This window comes from Streptomyces malaysiensis subsp. samsunensis, assembly GCF_024519315.1.
GTDB classification, from domain to species: Bacteria; Actinomycetota; Actinomycetes; order Streptomycetales; family Streptomycetaceae; genus Streptomyces; species Streptomyces malaysiensis.
The window spans coordinates 239,749-256,506 of record NZ_JANIIC010000004.1 but is presented as its reverse complement, the minus strand read 5'-3'; the positions used below and the strand labels follow the sequence as shown (position 1 = coordinate 256,506).

At 70.3% G+C, this 16,758-nt stretch carries 12 protein-coding genes and 1 pseudogene; 10 read left to right on the top strand and 3 right to left on the bottom strand.

The genetic code is table 11. The features are described 5' to 3' along the window. Nucleotides 1–5 precede the first annotated feature (5 nt). Nucleotides 6–1,364, bottom strand: a complete 1,359-nt coding sequence (locus NQU54_RS05520) for a PP2C family protein-serine/threonine phosphatase (RefSeq protein ID WP_257630027.1) — start codon at nt 1,362–1,364, stop codon at nt 6–8. A gap of 250 nt (nt 1,365–1,614) precedes the next feature. Here NQU54_RS05520 and NQU54_RS05515 point away from each other — a divergent pair, with 250 nt between their 5' ends. From NQU54_RS05515 to narI, 5 genes are all read left to right on the top strand, one after another. Next, nucleotides 1,615–2,685 carry a tellurite resistance/C4-dicarboxylate transporter family protein gene (locus NQU54_RS05515; protein WP_257630026.1) on the top strand — a complete coding sequence of 357 codons (1,071 nt, stop codon included), beginning with the start codon at nt 1,615–1,617 and terminating at the stop codon, nt 2,683–2,685. A gap of 131 nt (nt 2,686–2,816) precedes the next feature. After that, nucleotides 2,817–6,515 (top strand): nitrate reductase subunit alpha, encoded by a 3,699-nt coding sequence (locus tag NQU54_RS05510; RefSeq protein WP_257630093.1) that lies wholly within the window; start codon nt 2,817–2,819, stop codon nt 6,513–6,515. Further along, nucleotides 6,515–8,194 (top strand): nitrate reductase subunit beta, encoded by a 1,680-nt coding sequence (gene narH / locus NQU54_RS05505; RefSeq protein ID WP_257630025.1) that lies wholly within the window; start codon nt 6,515–6,517, stop codon nt 8,192–8,194. Before NQU54_RS05510 ends, narH begins: the two co-directional genes overlap by 1 nt. Next, the gene (gene narJ / locus NQU54_RS05500) at nt 8,191–8,874 is read left to right on the top strand and encodes a nitrate reductase molybdenum cofactor assembly chaperone (RefSeq protein WP_257630024.1); all 684 of its coding nucleotides are present in this window, start codon (nt 8,191–8,193) and stop codon (nt 8,872–8,874) included. The genes narH and narJ overlap by 4 nt, the downstream gene beginning before the upstream one ends. Further along, nucleotides 8,871–9,614, top strand: a complete 744-nt coding sequence (gene narI / locus NQU54_RS05495; protein ID WP_257630023.1) for a respiratory nitrate reductase subunit gamma — start codon at nt 8,871–8,873, stop codon at nt 9,612–9,614. The genes narJ and narI overlap by 4 nt, the downstream gene beginning before the upstream one ends. Nucleotides 9,615–9,664: 50 nt before the next feature. Here the strand turns inward: narI and NQU54_RS05490 are convergent. Further along, a pseudogene (locus NQU54_RS05490) lies at nt 9,665–10,408 on the bottom strand (GH12 family glycosyl hydrolase domain-containing protein); the annotation flags it as partial. A 555-nt stretch (nt 10,409–10,963) separates the two neighbouring features. On the opposite strand from NQU54_RS05490, the gene NQU54_RS05485 reads away from it, so the two are divergent. After that, nucleotides 10,964–12,157, top strand: coding sequence for a right-handed parallel beta-helix repeat-containing protein (locus NQU54_RS05485; RefSeq protein ID WP_257630022.1), 1,194 nt, complete (start codon nt 10,964–10,966; stop codon nt 12,155–12,157). Between the two features lie 90 nt (nt 12,158–12,247). Here NQU54_RS05485 and NQU54_RS05480 read toward each other — a convergent pair whose 3' ends face one another. Then, nucleotides 12,248–12,673: a MarR family winged helix-turn-helix transcriptional regulator gene (locus tag NQU54_RS05480; RefSeq protein WP_257630092.1), complete on the bottom strand. Its 426-nt coding sequence runs from the start codon at nt 12,671–12,673 to the stop codon at nt 12,248–12,250. A gap of 246 nt (nt 12,674–12,919) precedes the next feature. Between NQU54_RS05480 and NQU54_RS05475 the strand changes: the two genes are divergently transcribed. The 4 genes from NQU54_RS05475 to NQU54_RS05460 are packed head-to-tail and all read left to right on the top strand — an operon-like array spanning nt 12,920 to nt 16,701. Then, nucleotides 12,920–13,837 carry an SDR family NAD(P)-dependent oxidoreductase gene (locus NQU54_RS05475; RefSeq protein ID WP_308408467.1) on the top strand — a complete coding sequence of 306 codons (918 nt, stop codon included), beginning with the start codon at nt 12,920–12,922 and terminating at the stop codon, nt 13,835–13,837. Then, nucleotides 13,837–14,712, top strand: a complete 876-nt coding sequence (locus NQU54_RS05470) for an amidohydrolase family protein (protein ID WP_257630021.1) — start codon at nt 13,837–13,839, stop codon at nt 14,710–14,712. Before NQU54_RS05475 ends, NQU54_RS05470 begins: the two co-directional genes overlap by 1 nt. Before the next feature lie 10 nt (nt 14,713–14,722). After that, nucleotides 14,723–16,249, top strand: coding sequence for an o-succinylbenzoate--CoA ligase (menE, locus tag NQU54_RS05465; RefSeq protein ID WP_257630020.1), 1,527 nt, complete (start codon nt 14,723–14,725; stop codon nt 16,247–16,249). Continuing rightward, nucleotides 16,246–16,701, top strand: a complete 456-nt coding sequence (locus tag NQU54_RS05460; RefSeq protein ID WP_257630019.1) for a MaoC family dehydratase — start codon at nt 16,246–16,248, stop codon at nt 16,699–16,701. Before menE ends, NQU54_RS05460 begins: the two co-directional genes overlap by 4 nt. Nucleotides 16,702–16,758 lie beyond the last annotated feature (57 nt).

Here is a 16,758-nt window from a genome sequence, read left to right as displayed (position 1 = left end):
GTTCGTCACCGCCACTCCGCCCGGTGGCCCGGTACGCGCAAGGCGAGCACGGCGACATCGTCATGGAACGCCTGGCAGCGCCCCGCGACGAGCTCGGCGCACAGATCCCGCAGCGGGGCGGTGGCCAGGCGGGCGGCCTGATCGGCCAACGCGGCCAGGTTCGCGTCGATGTCCTGGCCGCGGCGCTCCACCAGTCCGTCGGTGAACAACAGCAGGGTGCTTCCCGCGGCCAGCGGGTATGCGTGGTCGTACCGGGGGACGACGGGGTCGATGCCGACCGGAATCCCGTGGTGGGCCGGGGCGAGGTAGCGGGATCCGCCATCCGCGCCGATCAGCAGCGGCGGGGGGTGTCCGGCGTTGCTCCAGCGAAGGGTGTACCGCCCGTCGGCGTGCTCGATGCGGCCGAGGACCAAGGTGGCCGTGGGAGGCTCCGCGAACATCGTCAAGGCGCGGTCCAGCTTCGAGACGACCAGGCTGGGTGGCCCACCGTGGTCGTAGACCAGGGCGCGCAGCATATAGCGGATCTGCCCCATGAGCGGGGCGGCCTCCACATCGTGACCGGTGACATCGCCGACCACGACACAGGTGGCGCCATCCGGCAAGGTCAGGGCGTCGTACCAGTCCCCGCCGAGCCGCGGGAGCTCGGAGGCCGGCTCGTACCGGCCCTCCACGTCCAGGGGGCCGAGGTCCGGAAGGGTGGGCAGCATGCGCAGCTGGAAGTGCTCGGCCGCGTGTTTGAGGCTCTGGTACAGACGGGCGTTTTCGATGCTGACGCTCGCGGCGCTGGCCAGCGCGGTCAGCAGGGCCCCGTCACCGTCGGTGAACGGCGTGCCGTCGTGCTTGTCCGCCAGATAGAGATTGCCGTACACGGTGCCGCGCACCATCAGCGGCACGCCCAGCAGCGTGGCCATCACCGGGTGGCCGGGCGGGAAGCCGACCGAACTGGGATCGGCCGCGACATCATCGACGTGCAGCGACTTTCGGTCCCTGATCAGCGTGATCAGCAGGCCGTGGCCCTGGGGGAGGCCCGAGGTGGCCATCAGCTGCTCGGCGTCCACGCCGACGGTGATCAGGTCGACGAATTCCCCGCCCTCGCCGAGGACGCCCAGGGCACCGTAGCGGGCGCCGACCAGGTCGGCGGCCGCCTCCACGATGTGCTGTAGCACGGCATAGGTGTCCATATCGGCGCTGATGGCCACCACCGCGTCCAGCAGACGTCGCAGGCGGTGCTGGCCGAGCGCCAGCTGCCGCACCTGGTCACTCAGCTCCTCGAAGGACTCTCCCTCCGACGGCCGGCCCATCGCCTCCAAAGCGGCGACCACCCGATCGGCCACTTCTTCCGGGCCCTGCGCATCCTCCGGCATATGAGAACCTCCCGACCCGTCGGGAGTCGATACCCCTCTTGCCACGTTGCCCGCCACGCCCACACTACCTACGCCGCCCCCGAGACGGCGAAGCCGCGGAGCATGATCAGAGAACGCCCGCACACCGTGTCGCCGCCCACCGGATGATCACCGCCGATGCGACGCTGTCAGTCGGCGCGTCACCCGCCACCGTCGAGTGAGCGACCAGCGGCGCGCGGGCCCCTGCCGAGCCGAGACGAAAGGTGGTGTCGTGACGAGAGCCGCTCCGTTCACCCGGCCGTCCGGCGGGTGGCGGCCCGCGGTGGCGTCCGCGGTGGAGAACCTCAGCCCGGGGGCGTTCGCCTTCGTCATGGCGACCGGCATCGTGTCCACCGCGTTCGCCCGTCCCGGTATGAGGACCGCCTCGGTGGTCCTGGCGCTGATCGCGGTTGTCGGATACGTCGTGCTGTGGGCGCTCTACCTGTGGCGCCTGGTGCGATGGCGGCAGCGCTTCCTCGCGGACCTCGCCGGTTCGCGAGGGTTCGCCTTCCTCACCTTTGTCGCCGCGTCCGACGTGCTGGCGACCAGGTTGACCCTCGGCCGGCGGTACGGTGCGGCCGAGGTACTGCTCGCCCTCGGCGTGGCCGGGTGGCTGGTGCTCGGCTACGGCGTGCCGCTGCTGCTGATCTGCGCCAGGCGCGCACTCCCGCTCCGGCAGGTGAACGGCACCTGGTTCCTCTGGGTGGTGGGCACCGAGTCCATCGCGGTCGCGGCCGCCTCCCTCGCCCCCCATACCGGCGGCCGGATGCTGGGTGCCCTGGCCTCGGTGTGCTGGGCCATCGGACTGGTCCAGTATCTGCTGACCGCCGTGCTGGCACTGGCCGGCCTGCTGTTGGAACCGGTGGCACCGGCGGAGCTGGTGCCACCCTATTGGGTCTTCATGGGCGCCGCCGCGATCACCGTACTGGCGGGCGCGCGGCTCCTCCAGCTGCCCACCGACGACGCGCTGCTGCCCAGGACGTTCGTGCTGGGGGTGTCCGCGGTGCAGTGGTCGTTCTGCACCTGGCTGATCCCGCTGCTGCTGGCCCTGGGGGTGTGGCGGCACGTGCTGCGCGGTGTGCCGTTGCGGTACGACGCGAGCCTATGGAGCCTGGTCTTCCCGGTGGGTATGTACGGGGTGGCCACCATGGAACTGGGGCACGTCGGCCGGTGGGGCTGGATGGCCGGGATCGGGTCGGCCGAGGCGTGGGCGGCCCTCGCGGTCTGGGCCGCGACGTTCATCGGCATGCTCGCCGCGGCGGCGACGGCCCTGCGGCGCACCGGCGATCCGGGATCGCCTTGATGGGACATCTCCGCGATTCGCGCGATTGGCCGATTGCGGCCCGGGGGTACGGAATCGAAACTGACCATGGCCTGTCACAGGAGGCGAGGGATGTGAGCACCGACCGCTCGGGCGACGCGGCGGAGCGACTGATGCGCACGGCGCAGTACTTCTTCCCCGGTGAGCAGTCCCCCGACCGGCGGACGCTGTACCGGGAGGGCGGTCGGGCGGCGGAGGAGTTCTACCGGGAGCGGTGGCGGCACGACCGCGAGGTGCGCTCGACCCACGGGGTGAACTGCACCGGGTCATGCTCGTGGAAGGTGTTCGTCAAGGACGGGATCATCACCTGGGAGACGCAGGCGACCGACTACCCCTCGGTGGGGCCGGACTCCCCGGAGTACGAGCCGCGCGGCTGCCCGCGCGGCGCCTCCTTCTCCTGGTACACCTACTCCCCGACCCGCATTCGCTACCCGTATGTGCGCGGCCCGCTGCTCCGGCTGTGGCGCCGGGCGAAGGAGCGATACCCGGATCCGGTCGAGGCGTGGGAGTGGCTCACCTCGGATCCGGAGCGCCGCGCCGCCTACAAGCGGGCGCGCGGCAAGGGCGGGTTCGTCCGCTGCGACTGGCGTGAGGTCACCGAGTTGGTGGCGGCGGCGCAGGTGCACACGGTCAAGCGCCACGGGCCGGACCGGATCGTCGGGTTCTCTCCGATCCCGGCGATGTCGATGGCCTCCTACGCCGCCGGCACCCGGTTCCTCTCGATGATCGGCGGGACGATCTCGTCCTTCTACGACTGGTACGCCGACCTGCCGATGGCCGCCCCACAGGTCTTCGGCGACCAGACGGACGTGCCCGAGTCCGGCGACTGGTGGAACGCCGGCTACCTCATCGTCTGGGGCACCAACCTGCCCATCACCCGCACCCCGGACGCGCACTTCATGACCGAGGCCCGCTACCGCGGCCAGAAGGTCGTCGTGGTCTCCCCGGACTACGGCGACCACACCAGGTTCGCCGACGACTGGCTGGCGGCGGCGCCCGGCACCGACGGGGCGCTGGCCATGGCCATGGGCCATGTCATTCTCACCGAGTTCCACCGCGACCGGCGGGTACCGCACTTCACCGAGTACGCCAAGACCTTCACCGACCTGCCGTTCCTGGTGACGCTCCGGGAACGTGAGGGAGTGTTCGTCCCGGACAAGTTCCTCACCGCCGCCGACCTGCCCGACGCCGACCTGCCCCGCGCAGACCTGCCCCGCGCAGACCTGCCCGGCGACGGGGGCGAGGCGGCGGAGTTCAAAACGGTGCTGCTGGACGCGGCGACCGGTCGTCCGGTCGTGCCGAACGGGTCGCTGGGCTTCCGCTGGGCATCGCGGCGGCAGTCATCCGGTCCGCGGTGGAATCTGCGTCTGGAGGGGGTCGACCCGCTGCTGTCCCTGCACGACCGCCCCGGGGCCGAGGCGGTGGCGGTGGACCTGCCCCGGTTCGACACCGGCCCGGCGGAGGGAGGCGCCGTCCTGCGGCGCGGTGTGCCGGCCGTGCGGGTGGCGGGGCACCTGGTGACCACCGTGTTCGACCTGGTCCTCGCCCAGTACGGGGTGGCCCGCGAGGGGCTGCCGGGGGTGTGGCCGACCGGATACGCCGACGCGGACCAGCCGTACACCCCGGCGTGGCAGGAGGCGATCACCTCGGTGCCGGCGAAGACCGCGGCCCGAGTGGCCCGGGAGTTCGCGCGCAACGCCGAGCGCACCGGTGGCCGTTCCATGATCGCGATGGGGGCGGGGACCAACCACTGGTTCCACTCCGACCAGATCTACCGCGCCTTCCTTTCCCTGCTGATGCTCACGGGCAGCCAGGGCGTCAACGGCGGCGGCTGGGCACACTACGTCGGCCAGGAGAAGGTACGCCCGCTGACCGGCTGGTTCCATCTCGCGTTCGGCCTGGACTGGCAGCGCCCGACCCGGCACATGGTGGGCACGCCGCTGTTCTGGCTGGCCACCGGCCAGTGGCGCTACGAGACCTTCCCCGCCGACACACTGGCCGGACCGCTGGGCGAGGGGCGACTGGCGGGGCGGACGCTGCCGGACTGCAACGCGCTCGCGGCGCGGCTGGGCTGGATGCCCTCCCACCCGGCCTTCGACCGCAACCCGCTCGATCTGTGCGACGAGGCCGAACGCGCCGGCACGGCGGTGCCCACGTTCGTCGTCGAGGAGCTGAAGGCCGGGCGGCTGCGGTTCGCCGCCGAGGACCCGGACGACCCGGCCAACTTCCCCCGGGTCCTGCTCATCTGGCGGGCGAACCTGTTCGCCTCGTCGATGAAGGGGCACGAGTACATGCTCCGGCACCTGCTCGGCACCGACGACGCGGTGACCGCCGCCGAGACGCCACCCGGCCTGCGCCCGGCGGAGGTGGCCTGGCGCGACCCGGCGCCGGTCGGCAAGCTGGATCTGTCAGTGGCCCTGGACTTCCGGATGACCAGCACCTGCCTGTTCTCCGACGTGGTGCTGCCCGCCGCGACCTGGTACGAGAAGTACGACCTGTCCTCCACCGATATGCATCCCTTCGTGCACGCCTTCAGCCCGGCGATCGCCCCGCCCTGGCAGACGCGCACCGACTTCGAGATCTTCCACACCATCGCCGCCGAATTCTCGCGACTGGCCACCCGGCACCTCGGTGTGCGGCGCGATGTGATCGCCGCCCCGCTGGCCCACGACACCCCGGACGAGCTGGCCCAGCCGCACGGCAGGGTGCGGGACTGGAAGGCCGGGGAGTGCGAACCCGTCCCCGGCCGCACCATGCCGAAGCTGATCGTGGTCGAGCGCGACTACACCGCGGTCGCGGAGAAGATGGCCGCGGTCGGACCGCTGCTCGACACGCTCGGCACCAGCACGAAGGGCGTGACCTGGAAGCCCGACGTGGAGATCGACGACCTGCGCCGCCGCAACGGCACGGTACGCGGCGGCGTGGCCGACGGACGACCGTCCATCGCCCGCGACGACCAGTTCTGCGAGGCGATCCTGGCACTGTCCGGCACCACCAACGGCCGCCTCGCGGCCGCGTCGCTGCGCGCCCTGGAACGGCGCACCGGAGTGGAGCTGGCCGATCTCGCCGAGGAGCGCTCGGGCGACCGGATCACCTTCGAGGACACCCGCACCCAGCCGCGGGCCGTGATCACCTCGGCGGAGTGGTCCGGCACCGAGTCCGGGGGGCGCCGCTACTCCCCGTTCACCGTCAACGTCGAACGCCTCAAACCCTGGCACACCCTGACAGGGCGTCAGCACTTCTTCCTCGATCACGACTGGATGGCCGAGTTCGGCGAGCAGCTGCCCGTCTACCGGCCGCCGTTGAACATGCTCGCCCACGTCGGCGATCCGAAGCGCACCGCGGGCGCGCGGCCGGAGATCGTGGTGCGCTACCTCACCCCGCACTCGAAGTGGTCCATCCACTCCGAGTACCAGGAGAACCTGCACATGCTCACGCTCTTCCGCGGCGGCCCGGTCATCTGGATGAGCCCGCTGGACGCGGCGAAGATCGGGGTCGCGGACAACGACTGGATCGAGGCGTACAACCGCAATGGCGTGGTCGCCTGCCGGGCCGTGGTCAGCCATCGCATGCCCGAGGGAACGGTGTTCATGTACCACACCATGGACCGGCACCTGAACGTCCCGCGCACCGAGACCTCCGGCCTGCACGGCGGCGGCAACAACTCCCTCACCCGGCTGCTGATCAAACCCACCCATCTGATCGGCGGATACGCGCAGTTCTCCTACGGCTTCAACTACATCGGCCCCACCGGCAACCAGCGCGACGAGATCACCGTCATCCGCCGCCGCGCCCAGGAGGTGCGGTTCTGATGTCCCGCGGGCGAGCCGCCGTCGGCCCCCGTGGCGAAGCCGCCATCGGACGGGTGATGGCCCAGGTGGCGATGGTGATGAACCTCGACAAGTGCATCGGCTGCCACACCTGCTCGGTCACCTGCAAACAGACCTGGACCAACAGGCCGGGCTCGGAGTACATGTGGTTCAACAACGTCGAGACCAAGCCGGGGACCGGATACCCGCGCCGCTACGAGGACCAGGAGCGCTGGAAGGGCGGCTGGACGCTGAACCGCCGCGGAAAGCTGAAACTGAAGGCCGGCGGGCGACTGCGCAAGCTGGCGACCCTCTTCTACAACCCCGAACTGCCCTCTCTGGACGACTTCTACGAGCCGTGGACGTACGACTACCAGTCCCTGACCACCGCCCCGCTGTCCGACTCCTTCCCCAGCGCCCGGCCCAAGTCCCAGCTCACCGGCCGCGATATGCGCCCGGTACACGGCCCCAACTGGGACGACGACCTCGCCGGGGCGGACTCCTACGCTGCCGCCGACCCGAACCTGGAGGGCATGTCCGAGCGGGTGCGGCTGGAGTTCGAGAAGGCGTTCATGTTCTATCTGCCGCGGATCTGCGAGCACTGCCTCAACCCCTCGTGCGTCGCCTCCTGCCCATCGGGGGCGATGTACAAGCGGGTGGAGGACGGGATCGTGCTGGTGGACCAGGACCGATGCCGCGGCTGGAGGTTCTGCGTCTCCGGCTGCCCGTACAAGAAGGTCTACTTCAACCACCGCACCGGCAAGGCCGAGAAGTGCACCTTCTGCTACCCGCGCATCGAGGCCGGGCAGCCCACCATCTGCTCCGAGACCTGCGTCGGACGGCTGCGCCACCTCGGCGTGATGCTCTACGACGCCGACGCGGTCCTTCGGGCCGCCTCCGTCACCGACGAGAAGGACCTGTACGAGGCCCAGCTGTCCGTCTTCCTCGACCCGCACGATCCGCGGGTGCGGGCCGCGGCCGAGCGTGACGGCATCGCCCACGACTGGATCCAGGCCGCCCGGCGCTCCCCCGCCTACGCCATGATCAAGAAGCACCGCGTGGCGCTGCCGCTGCATCCGGAGTACCGCACCATGCCCATGGTCTGGTACATCCCACCGCTCTCCCCGGTCACCGAGGCCCTCCACGTCACCGGCCACCACCATGACGACCCGGACCGGATCTTCGCCGCCATCGACTCCCTGCGCATCCCGGTCGAGTACCTGGCGAACCTGTTCACCGCCGGGGACACGACGGTGGTCGAGGGCGTGCTGCGGAAGCTGACCGTGATGCGCACGCACATGCGCCGCGCCCAGCTCGGCGACCCCGCCGACCCGGAGCTGCTGGACTCGGTGGGCGCGAGCGCCGAGGACATCGAGGACCTGTACCGGTTGCTGGCCATCGCCAAGTACGACGACCGGTACGTCATCCCGCGCGTCCACGCCGAGGGCTCCGGCGCCCTGATGGCCCAGCACTGCTCCCTCGACCACCCCGGCGGTCTCACCGACTCGGGCCCCCACCAGCCGGACCAGCTCTCCGCCGCCCCGCCACCGCCGTCGGGCCTGTCCACGCCGGGCGGCGGCAGTCACTTCCGCGACGGCGACGGAAAGGTGCGCTTCAACCTCCTCGGCTGGAACGGCACCGGCACCGCCCCCGGTCTCTTCGGCGACGGGAGCGGCCGGTGATCCGCCGCGGCGCCCGCCATCGGCCTCCCGACACCCCGTTGCTGCACCGCGCCGCTTCGGTCCTGCTGCGCTACCCCGACCAGGCGGTGCTCGCCCGCCTGGACGACATCGAGGCCGCCCTTCCGGCGCTCACCGACCCCGTCGACCGCGACCGGCTCGCCACCGTCACCGACCACCTTCGCCGCCTGACACCGACCGAGGCCGCCCAGGCGTACGTGGCCACCTTCGACCACACACGCCACCGCACCCTGCACCTGACCTACTACCGGCACGGCGACACCCGCGCCCGCGGCATGGCGCTGCTCGCCCTCAAACACTCCTACCGCCGCGCCGGCCACCAGCCGCCGGACTCCGAACTACCGGACTTCCTGCCGCTGATGCTGGAGTTCGCCGCCCTCGCCCCCGAGCCCGGCCGGGGCGTCCTGCGGCAGTGCCAGGCCGGCCTCGAACTGCTCCGCCAAGCGCTCCACGAGCGGTCCGACCCCTACGCCCCCGTGCTGGACGCCCTGTGCGGCCGCCTGCCCGAGCCCAGCCGGCGAGAACGCGCCGCCTGGCGCTCCTTGGCCGCCGAAGGGCCGCCGCGCGAACAGGTCGGTCTCGAGCCCTTCGCCCCGCCCGAGTACCTGACCTCGCCCATGCACACGACACCGGAAGCGTTCACCAGCGGAGAGGGCCGATGAGTTCCTGGGACCTGTGGTGGTGGGTCATCCTGCCCTACCTCGCGCTCACCGTCTTCGTCGTCGGACACGTCTGGCGCTGGCGCTACGACCAGTTCGGCTGGACCAGCCGCTCCACCCAACTCCAAGAAGGCCGACTGCTCAAATGGGGCGGGCCGCTGTTCCACTACGGCACCTTCGCCGCCATCGCCGGGCATGTGCTGGGCATCCTCGTCCCCGAGTCGTTCACCCGCCGGCTGGGCATCCCGGAGCAGACCTATCGCTGGTTCTCCTCCATCGGCGGCACCGTCGCCGCGCTCGCGGTGATCCTCGGCGTCGGCCTCCTGGCCCTGCGCCGCACCGCCGTACCGCGGGTGCGCGCCACCACCAGCGGCGTCGACTGGATCGCCCTGACCCTGCTGGCCATCGTGATCGTGCTCGGCATCATCCCCACCATGGGCGTCAACCTCCTCGGCTCCGGCTACGACTACCGGCAGAGCGTGGCGCTGTGGTTCCGCGGCCTGTTCGCCGGCGACCCCGACGTCGCCGCCATCGCGCACGCCCCGCTGATCTACCAGGTCCATGCCACCGCCGCCTGGGCCATCCTCGCGGTGTGGCCCTTCACCCGTCTGGTCCACGCCTGGAACATCCCCCTGTGGTACCTGTGGCGCCCGTACATCGTCTACCGCGGCCGGGTGGCCACGCACCCCACCGAGCCGGGCACCAGCGGACGCCGCTGGCGCCGCATCGGCGCCCGCTACTGACACGGCGACGGCGGCGCGGCCGGTCCGCGCGTCGCGGGACACGCATCTCAATTCACGGAAGCGGAGAACGAGTTCACCGCGAGGCCCGTCCCTCCCGACCACGGCTCGAAACCGGACTGGATGCTCGTCAGGTACCAGGAGCGGGTGGCCAGACCGTGGTTTATCGCCTGATCGACGAAGTCCATGACGTTGAAGTTCCAATTGGAGAGCGTGGACGACGACACGAACGAGATCACGTTGTTGGAGCCGTTCCAGCCGGTCCACACCTGCCAGGACCTGCCGCCCACACTGGCGGTGCCGACCTGGGAACCCACGGGGGTGATCGGCCCGGCCTTGTTGTACCAGACCATGATCTCCGTCTGGTTCACTCCGTTGGTCTTCGGCGCCGGATCGAGCCATATGTCGTACGAGGCGTCGAAGACGGCGCCACTGACATAGGTGAAGGATGTGCCGGTGGGTGCGCTGCCGATCGAACTGAGCTGCTTGGGCAGGCTGGTTCCCGGCGAGCAGTTCGTGTAGTGGCAGCCGTAGAAGACCGATGGATAGGACTTCGGGGCCCCGTTCGTGGGTACGGAGCCGTCCGCCTGAGTGATGGTGAAGCCGCTGCTGGTGGCGTTGATGCATTGGGTCGCGCTCGTGCCCCAGCGGTTGTTCTGCACCACGTAACGGCCCTGGATGGTGGTGGTGGCGTACTGATCGCACAGCACGGTGTCCGCGTGCGCGGGTAACGCCGCGGTCAGCAGGCCGCACAGGGATATCAGCGCGGTCAGCAGTGCCAGCCTCACCGACCTCATGGGAGTGATCACGACATTCCCTCCTCGATGACCGGGAGCAGTTTGGGAGCGCTCCCATGGATCGGAATGTAGGACCCCGGGCGCACTTGGGCAAGACGTACGGCGGCATTCACCCCGCGGCGCGCCCGTGGCGGTCTTCGCACAGCGCGCGCTCCACCCCGACCTCCCCGGACGCCGGCCGTCATGGCACCGACGCGATGCCCCCGTCGACGCGCAGATCGATTCCGTTGATGTAGCCGACCAGCCCAAGCTCCACGTCCATGTCCCGGCACACTGGACCGCGCCTACGACAGGGGCGCCACCCAGGAGCATGGGAACGCTCCCAAACGCGCCACCATAGCTGGCGCACAACGAGCCCGGAAGGCCGATCGCCGTCTTGGTGACCGACATTGACGCACCCGCAAGCGCTTGCTAATTTTCCCGACCACATGACGCACCGTCATATGTCGAGGCCGCTCTCTCCGGGCTTTGACAACAAGGAACGGTCAGCAATCGCTCTCATTCAATGGCTGCCGTATGCACGGCAGCTCCCCCGCACCAGGAGGTCTGAGCGCCATGAAGCACTCTCGGACATTCCCCCGCGCCCTTGCCGCCGCGACGGCGGCCGTGGTCGCCTCGGCGGGTCTGCTCGCCGCCCATCCGCCCGTCTCCCGGGCGCAGTCCGCGTCCTTCGACGCGGATGACTTATTCGTGTCACCGAAAGGCAGCGCCGACGCCCCCGGGACGGAGTCCTCTCCCACCACGCTCGCCTCGGCGATCACCCGCATCACCCCGGGCGCCACGATCTACGTGCGCGGCGGGGCCTACAGCCTCTCGCAGACGGTCACCATCGCCCCGGGCAACAACGGCACGTCCAGCGCCCGCAAGGAGCTGGTGGCCTACCCCGGCGAGACCCCGGTGCTGAACTTCTCGGCCATGAGCGAGGATCCGGCGAACCGCGGGCTCGCCCTCAACGGGTCGTTCTGGCGCATCTCCGGCATCACCGTCGAACGCGCCGGTGACAACGGAATCTCCGTCGGTGGCAGCAACAACGTCATCGAGCACACGGTGACCCGCTTCAACCGTGACACCGGGCTCCAGATCTCCCGCATCGCCTCCAGCACCCCCCATGACCAGTGGCCGTCGAACAACCTCGTCGTGAGCTCGGAGTCGCATGACAACGCCGACTCCGACGGTGAGGACGCCGATGGATTCGCCGCGAAGCTCACGGTCGGCTCCGGGAACGTGTTCCGCTATGACGTGTCTCACAACAACATCGACGACGGCTGGGACCTCTACACCAAGAAGGACACCGGCCCCATCGGCCCGGTGACCATCGAGGACTCCCTCGCCTACGGCAACGGCACCCTCTCGGACGGCACCCAGAACTCCAACGGCGACCGCAACGGCTACAAGCTCGGCGGCTCGGACATCGCCGTCGACCACGTCATCCGGCGGAGCATCGCCTATCACAACGGCAAGCACGGGTTCACGTACAACAGCAACCCCGGCCATATGTCGGTGTCGGGCAACGTCGGCATCGACAACGGGCAGCGCAACTTCTCGTTCGACGGCGGCACTTCGGTGTTTCGGGACAATGTGTCGTGCCGCGGCGGCAGCAGCGGGACCAAGGACCGCATCATCGGTGACGCGGACGGTTCGAACCAGTTCTGGTCCGGGACGAACGGATCCCGGTGCTCGTCCTACACCGGCGCGCTGAAGTGGTCCTTCGCCGCGGACGGCAGCCTCCGCGTGAGCTTCGGCGGCTAGCCGCAGCGAAGCCCCGGCACGCCCGGCAGGCAGCACCCGGTCGGGGCGCGGGCCGGTCGGGCGCGAGCGGTCGGCGGTTCTCGCCGGATGTCAGGCGAGTTCGTCCCCGGCGACGCGCGCCAGGAGCGTGTGCAGCGTCTCCCGCTCGGCGGGGGCGAGCGGGGTGAGCAGTTCGTCGGTCACGCGCCGGCCCGCCTGATCCGTGTCACGGAGGAACGCACGGCCATCCTCGGTGAGGACGACGACGCGGCTGCGGCGGTCGTCGGGGGCGGGGCGGCGCTCGGCGAAGCCCAGCTTCTCCAGGTCGTCCACCAGGCCGACGATCGCGCTCGGGTCATAGCCGAGCCGGGCGCTGAGCTCCCGCTGCAAGGCGCCCTCGCAGGTGGCGAGGTAGCGCAGCACGGCGTAGTGCCGCAGCCGGAGCCCCGACTCCTGGAGGAAGGTGTTGAACAGCTGACCGGAGCGCAGACCGAGGCGGTACAGCAGATAGCCCGTGTCCGCGTGCAGCGCCCGCATCCACGGTTCGTCCGCGTCGATGGGGAGCGGGGTGTCGGTGTGCCGGCGGGCGATGGCGGGCTCCCTGGGCTCGGCCCCGGGCGCCGGTGTCGGCTCGGCCCGGAGGGGCGGGTCTGGTGTGCGGAGTCCAGTATGACGCACCCGAGGTGGACAACAACTGTTGACGACACCAATTATTGCGCTTAGCTTCGATCTCGCTGCCACACCCCGCGCCGGGCCGGCGCACCCATGCGAAGGGACCCGCTCGTGCCCACCATCGATCTGACCGGCAAGGCCGCCGTCGTCACCGGAAGCGGCCGGGGCCTCGGCCTCGCCTACGCACACGCCCTCGCCGCCCGCGGCGCGTCCGTGGTCGTCAACGACATCGACGAAGCCGTGGCCGAACAGGCCGTCAAGTCCATCGCCGAGGCGGGTGGCACCGCCGTGGCCGAGGTGGTCCCGGTCGGCTCCGCCGAAGCCGCCGACCGGCTGGTGAGCCGTGCCGTCGAAGAGTTCGGCCGGCTCGACGTCCTGGTCACCAACGCGGGCATCCTGCGTGACAAGGTGCTGTGGAAGATGACCGACGAGGACTTCGACGCGGTCCTCACCACCCATCTCCGGGCCACCTTCACCTGCGCCCGAGCCGCCGCCGTGCGCATGCGCGAGCAGGGCGAGGGCGGCACACTCGTCCTCGTCGGCTCCCCGGCCGGGCAGCGCGGCAACTTCGGCCAGACCAACTACGCCGCCGCCAAGGCCGGAATCGCCGCCATGGCCCGCACCTGGTCCATGGAACTGGCCCGCGCGGACATCACCGTCAACGCGATCGTGCCGGTGGCCGCCACCGCGATGACCGAGACCATCCCCGCCTTCGCCCCGTATGTGGAGGCCCTGAGGAACGGCGAACCGCTGCCGGACTTCCTGCGCAAGGGGGAAGGGTTCGGCACCCCGGAGGACTGCGCCGCCCTCGTGCCCTTCCTGGCCTCCGACGCCGCCCGCGGCATCACCGGCCAGTGCGTCGGCATCGGCGGCGACAAGGTGGCGCTCTGGTCGCATCCGCAGGAGATCCGGGCCGCCTACGCCGACGGCGGCTGGACCTCCGAGGCCCTCGCCGATGCCTGGCCCACGTCGGTCGGCGCCGAGCCGCAGACGGTGGGCATCCCCGCGCCGAGGATTCCGGAGGCGTGATGGACCTCCGCGATCTGGTCGCCATCGACGTCCACACCCATGCGGAGGTGTCCGCCACGGGCCACTCCTCCCTGGACGACGACCTGCACACCGCCTCCTCCGCCTACTTCAAGGTCGAGGGCAACCGGAAGCCCACACTCCAGGAGATGGCCGCCTACTACCGCGAGCGGCGGATGGCCGCCGTCGTCTTCACGGTGGACGCCGAGTCCGCCACCGGCACCGAGCCCGTCCCGAACGAGGAGGTCGCCGAGGCCGCCGCCGCCAACGCGGATGTCCTCATCCCCTTCGCCTCCATCGACCCCTTCCGGGGGAAGGCGGGCGTGAAGCGGGCCCGGCGGCTGGTCGAGGAGTACGGCGTGAAGGGTTTCAAGTTCCACCCCGGCGTCCAGGGCTTCTTCCCCAACGACCGCTCGGTGGCGTACGGCCTGTACGAGGTGATCGAGGAGACCGGCACCATCGCTCTCTTCCACACCGGTCAGACCGGCATCGGCGCCGGTGTTCCCGGCGGGGGCGGCATCCGCCTGAAATACTCCAACCCGCTCCATGTGGACGACGTCGCCGCCGACTTCCCACATCTGAGGATCATCCTGGCGCACCCGTCGTTCCCCTGGCAGGACGAGGCCCTGGCGGTGGCGACCCACAAGCCCGGTGTGCACATCGACCTCTCCGGCTGGTCGCCGAAGTACTTTCCGCCGCAGCTCGTGCAGTACGCCAACACGCTGCTGAAGGACAAGGTGCTCTTCGGTTCCGACTTCCCGGTGCTCACCCCCGACCGATGGCTGGCCGACTTCGAGCAGCTCCCCATCAAGGACGCGGTCAAGCCGAAGATCCTCAAGGAGAACGCGGCCCGCCTGCTCGGGCTGACCCAACCGTAAGGGGTGTCGGATGCGCAACGAGGGACTGGGGTCATGGCCCGCACGCCGGGCCCGCAAGACCCCGCACCGCACGGCCCTGATCCACGGCGAGCAGTCGACCGACTACCTCGCCCTGCACCTACGCACCACCCGCCTCGCCCATGCCCTGCGCGCCCGGGGCATCAGGCGTGGCGACCGCGTCGCCCACCTCGGCCCCAACCACCCCGCCTACCTGGAGACCTTGTTCGCCGCCGGCCTGCTCGGTGCCGTCTTCGTCCCCCTCAACACCCGGCTCACCGGCCCCGAGATCGCCTACCAGCTCGCCGACTCAGGCGCCAAGGCCCTCATCCACGGCGCGGCACACGCCGGGCTCGTCGCCGGGCTGCCGGCCGACAGCGATGTACGGACCCGCGTGGAGATCGGCGACGCATACGAACGGATCCTGGCAGCCGCACCGGCCGAGCCGATCGACGAACCGGTCGCCCCCGACGACGTCTGCCTCATCATGTACACCTCGGGGACGACCGGCCGCCCCAAAGGGGCGATGCTCACCCACGCCAACATCACCTGGAACGCCGTCAATGTGCTGGTCGACCAGGACCTGTTCGCCGACGAACGCGCCCTGGTGTCCGCCCCGCTGTTCCACACCGCCGGTCTGAACATGATCACCTTGCCGGTGCTGCTCAAGGGCGGCGTCTGTGTCCTGGTGGAGGCTTTCGATCCGGGGACCACCCTCGACCTGCTCGAACGGCATCGCATCACCTTCATGTTCGGAGTGCCGACGATGTTCGACCAGGTGGCCCGGCATCCCCGGTGGGCGAACGCCGACCTGTCCTCGCTCCGCATCCTCACCTGCGGCGGATCACCGGTGCCGACCCCGCTCATCGCCACTTACCAGAAGCGCGGGCTCACCTTCCTCCAGGGCTACGGCATGACCGAGGCGGCGCCCGGCGCACTCTTCCTGGACGCCGAGCACGCCGCCGACAAGGCGGGCTCGGCAGGCGTACCGCACTTCTTCAGTGACGTACGGGTCGTACGGCCCGGCCTCACCCCGGTCGGCCCCGGCGAGACCGGCGAAGTGGTGGTGCGCGGACCCCATGTGATGTCCGGCTACTGGGGGCTGCCGGAGGAGACGGAGACCGCCTTCGCGGACGGCTGGTTCCGCAGCGGGGACGCGGCCCGGGTCGACGAAGACGGTTATGTGTATATCGTCGACCGGCTCAAGGACATGATCATCTCCGGCGGCGAGAACATCTATCCCGCCGAGATCGAGGACCTCCTCCTCACCCACCCGGGCATCGCCGAATGCGCGGTGATCGGAGTCCCGGACGACAGATGGGGCGAGGTGCCCCGCGCGGTCGTCGTCCCGGCGGCGGGCGCCGAACTCGACCCGGAGCAGGTGCTGGCATCGCTGTCAGAGCGGCTCGCCAAGTACAAGATCCCCAAGTCGGTGGTGGTCGCGGACGACCTTCCGCGCACCGCCTCCGGAAAACTCCTCAAGTCCCGGGTGCGCGACCGCTACGGCGCCCCCGCCCCCGAACAGGAAGCCGATTCATGAGCATCACCGTCAACGGCCTGGACGAACTGAAGAAGCTCGCCGGCGGCGACCTCGGCACCAGCGAGTGGATCGAGGTCACACAGGACCGCGTCGACACCTTCGCCGATGCCACCGACGATCACCAGTGGATCCATACCGACCCCGAGCGGGCGGCTCAGGGCCCCTTCGGCGCGCCGATCGCGCACGGCTACCTCACGCTGTCCCTGTTCATCCCCCTCTTCAGCCAACTGCTTCAGGTACGGGGCGTGACCACCAAGGTCAACTACGGCCTGGACAAGGCGCGCTTCCCGGCACCGGTGAAGGCCGGATCCCGCATCCGGCTCGTGGCCCGGCTCACCGCGGTCGAGGACGTACCCGGCGGCGTCCAGATCACCGTCGACGGCACGATCGAGGTGGACGGCGGCACGAAGCCCGCGGCCGTGGTGCGGAGTCTGTCCCGCTTCTACGTCTGACCCGCGGCGGCGCGAAGACCGGTGAGTGCGGCGGCCGACGACCGGGCCGAGGGAGGC

Coding starts and splice junctions, on each gene's coding strand:
- NQU54_RS05520 (WP_257630027.1), bottom strand. CDS start 1,364: ATGCCGGAGGATGCGCAGGGCCCGGAAGAAGTGGCCGATCGGGTGGTC.
- NQU54_RS05510 (WP_257630093.1), top strand. CDS start 2,817: ATGCGCACGGCGCAGTACTTCTTCCCCGGTGAGCAGTCCCCCGACCGG.
- narH (WP_257630025.1), top strand. CDS start 6,515: ATGTCCCGCGGGCGAGCCGCCGTCGGCCCCCGTGGCGAAGCCGCCATC.
- narI (WP_257630023.1), top strand. CDS start 8,871: ATGAGTTCCTGGGACCTGTGGTGGTGGGTCATCCTGCCCTACCTCGCG.
- NQU54_RS05485 (WP_257630022.1), top strand. CDS start 10,964: ATGAAGCACTCTCGGACATTCCCCCGCGCCCTTGCCGCCGCGACGGCG.
- NQU54_RS05480 (WP_257630092.1), bottom strand. CDS start 12,673: ATGCGGGCGCTGCACGCGGACACGGGCTATCTGCTGTACCGCCTCGGT.
- NQU54_RS05470 (WP_257630021.1), top strand. CDS start 13,837: ATGGACCTCCGCGATCTGGTCGCCATCGACGTCCACACCCATGCGGAG.
- menE (WP_257630020.1), top strand. CDS start 14,723: ATGCGCAACGAGGGACTGGGGTCATGGCCCGCACGCCGGGCCCGCAAG.
- NQU54_RS05460 (WP_257630019.1), top strand. CDS start 16,246: ATGAGCATCACCGTCAACGGCCTGGACGAACTGAAGAAGCTCGCCGGC.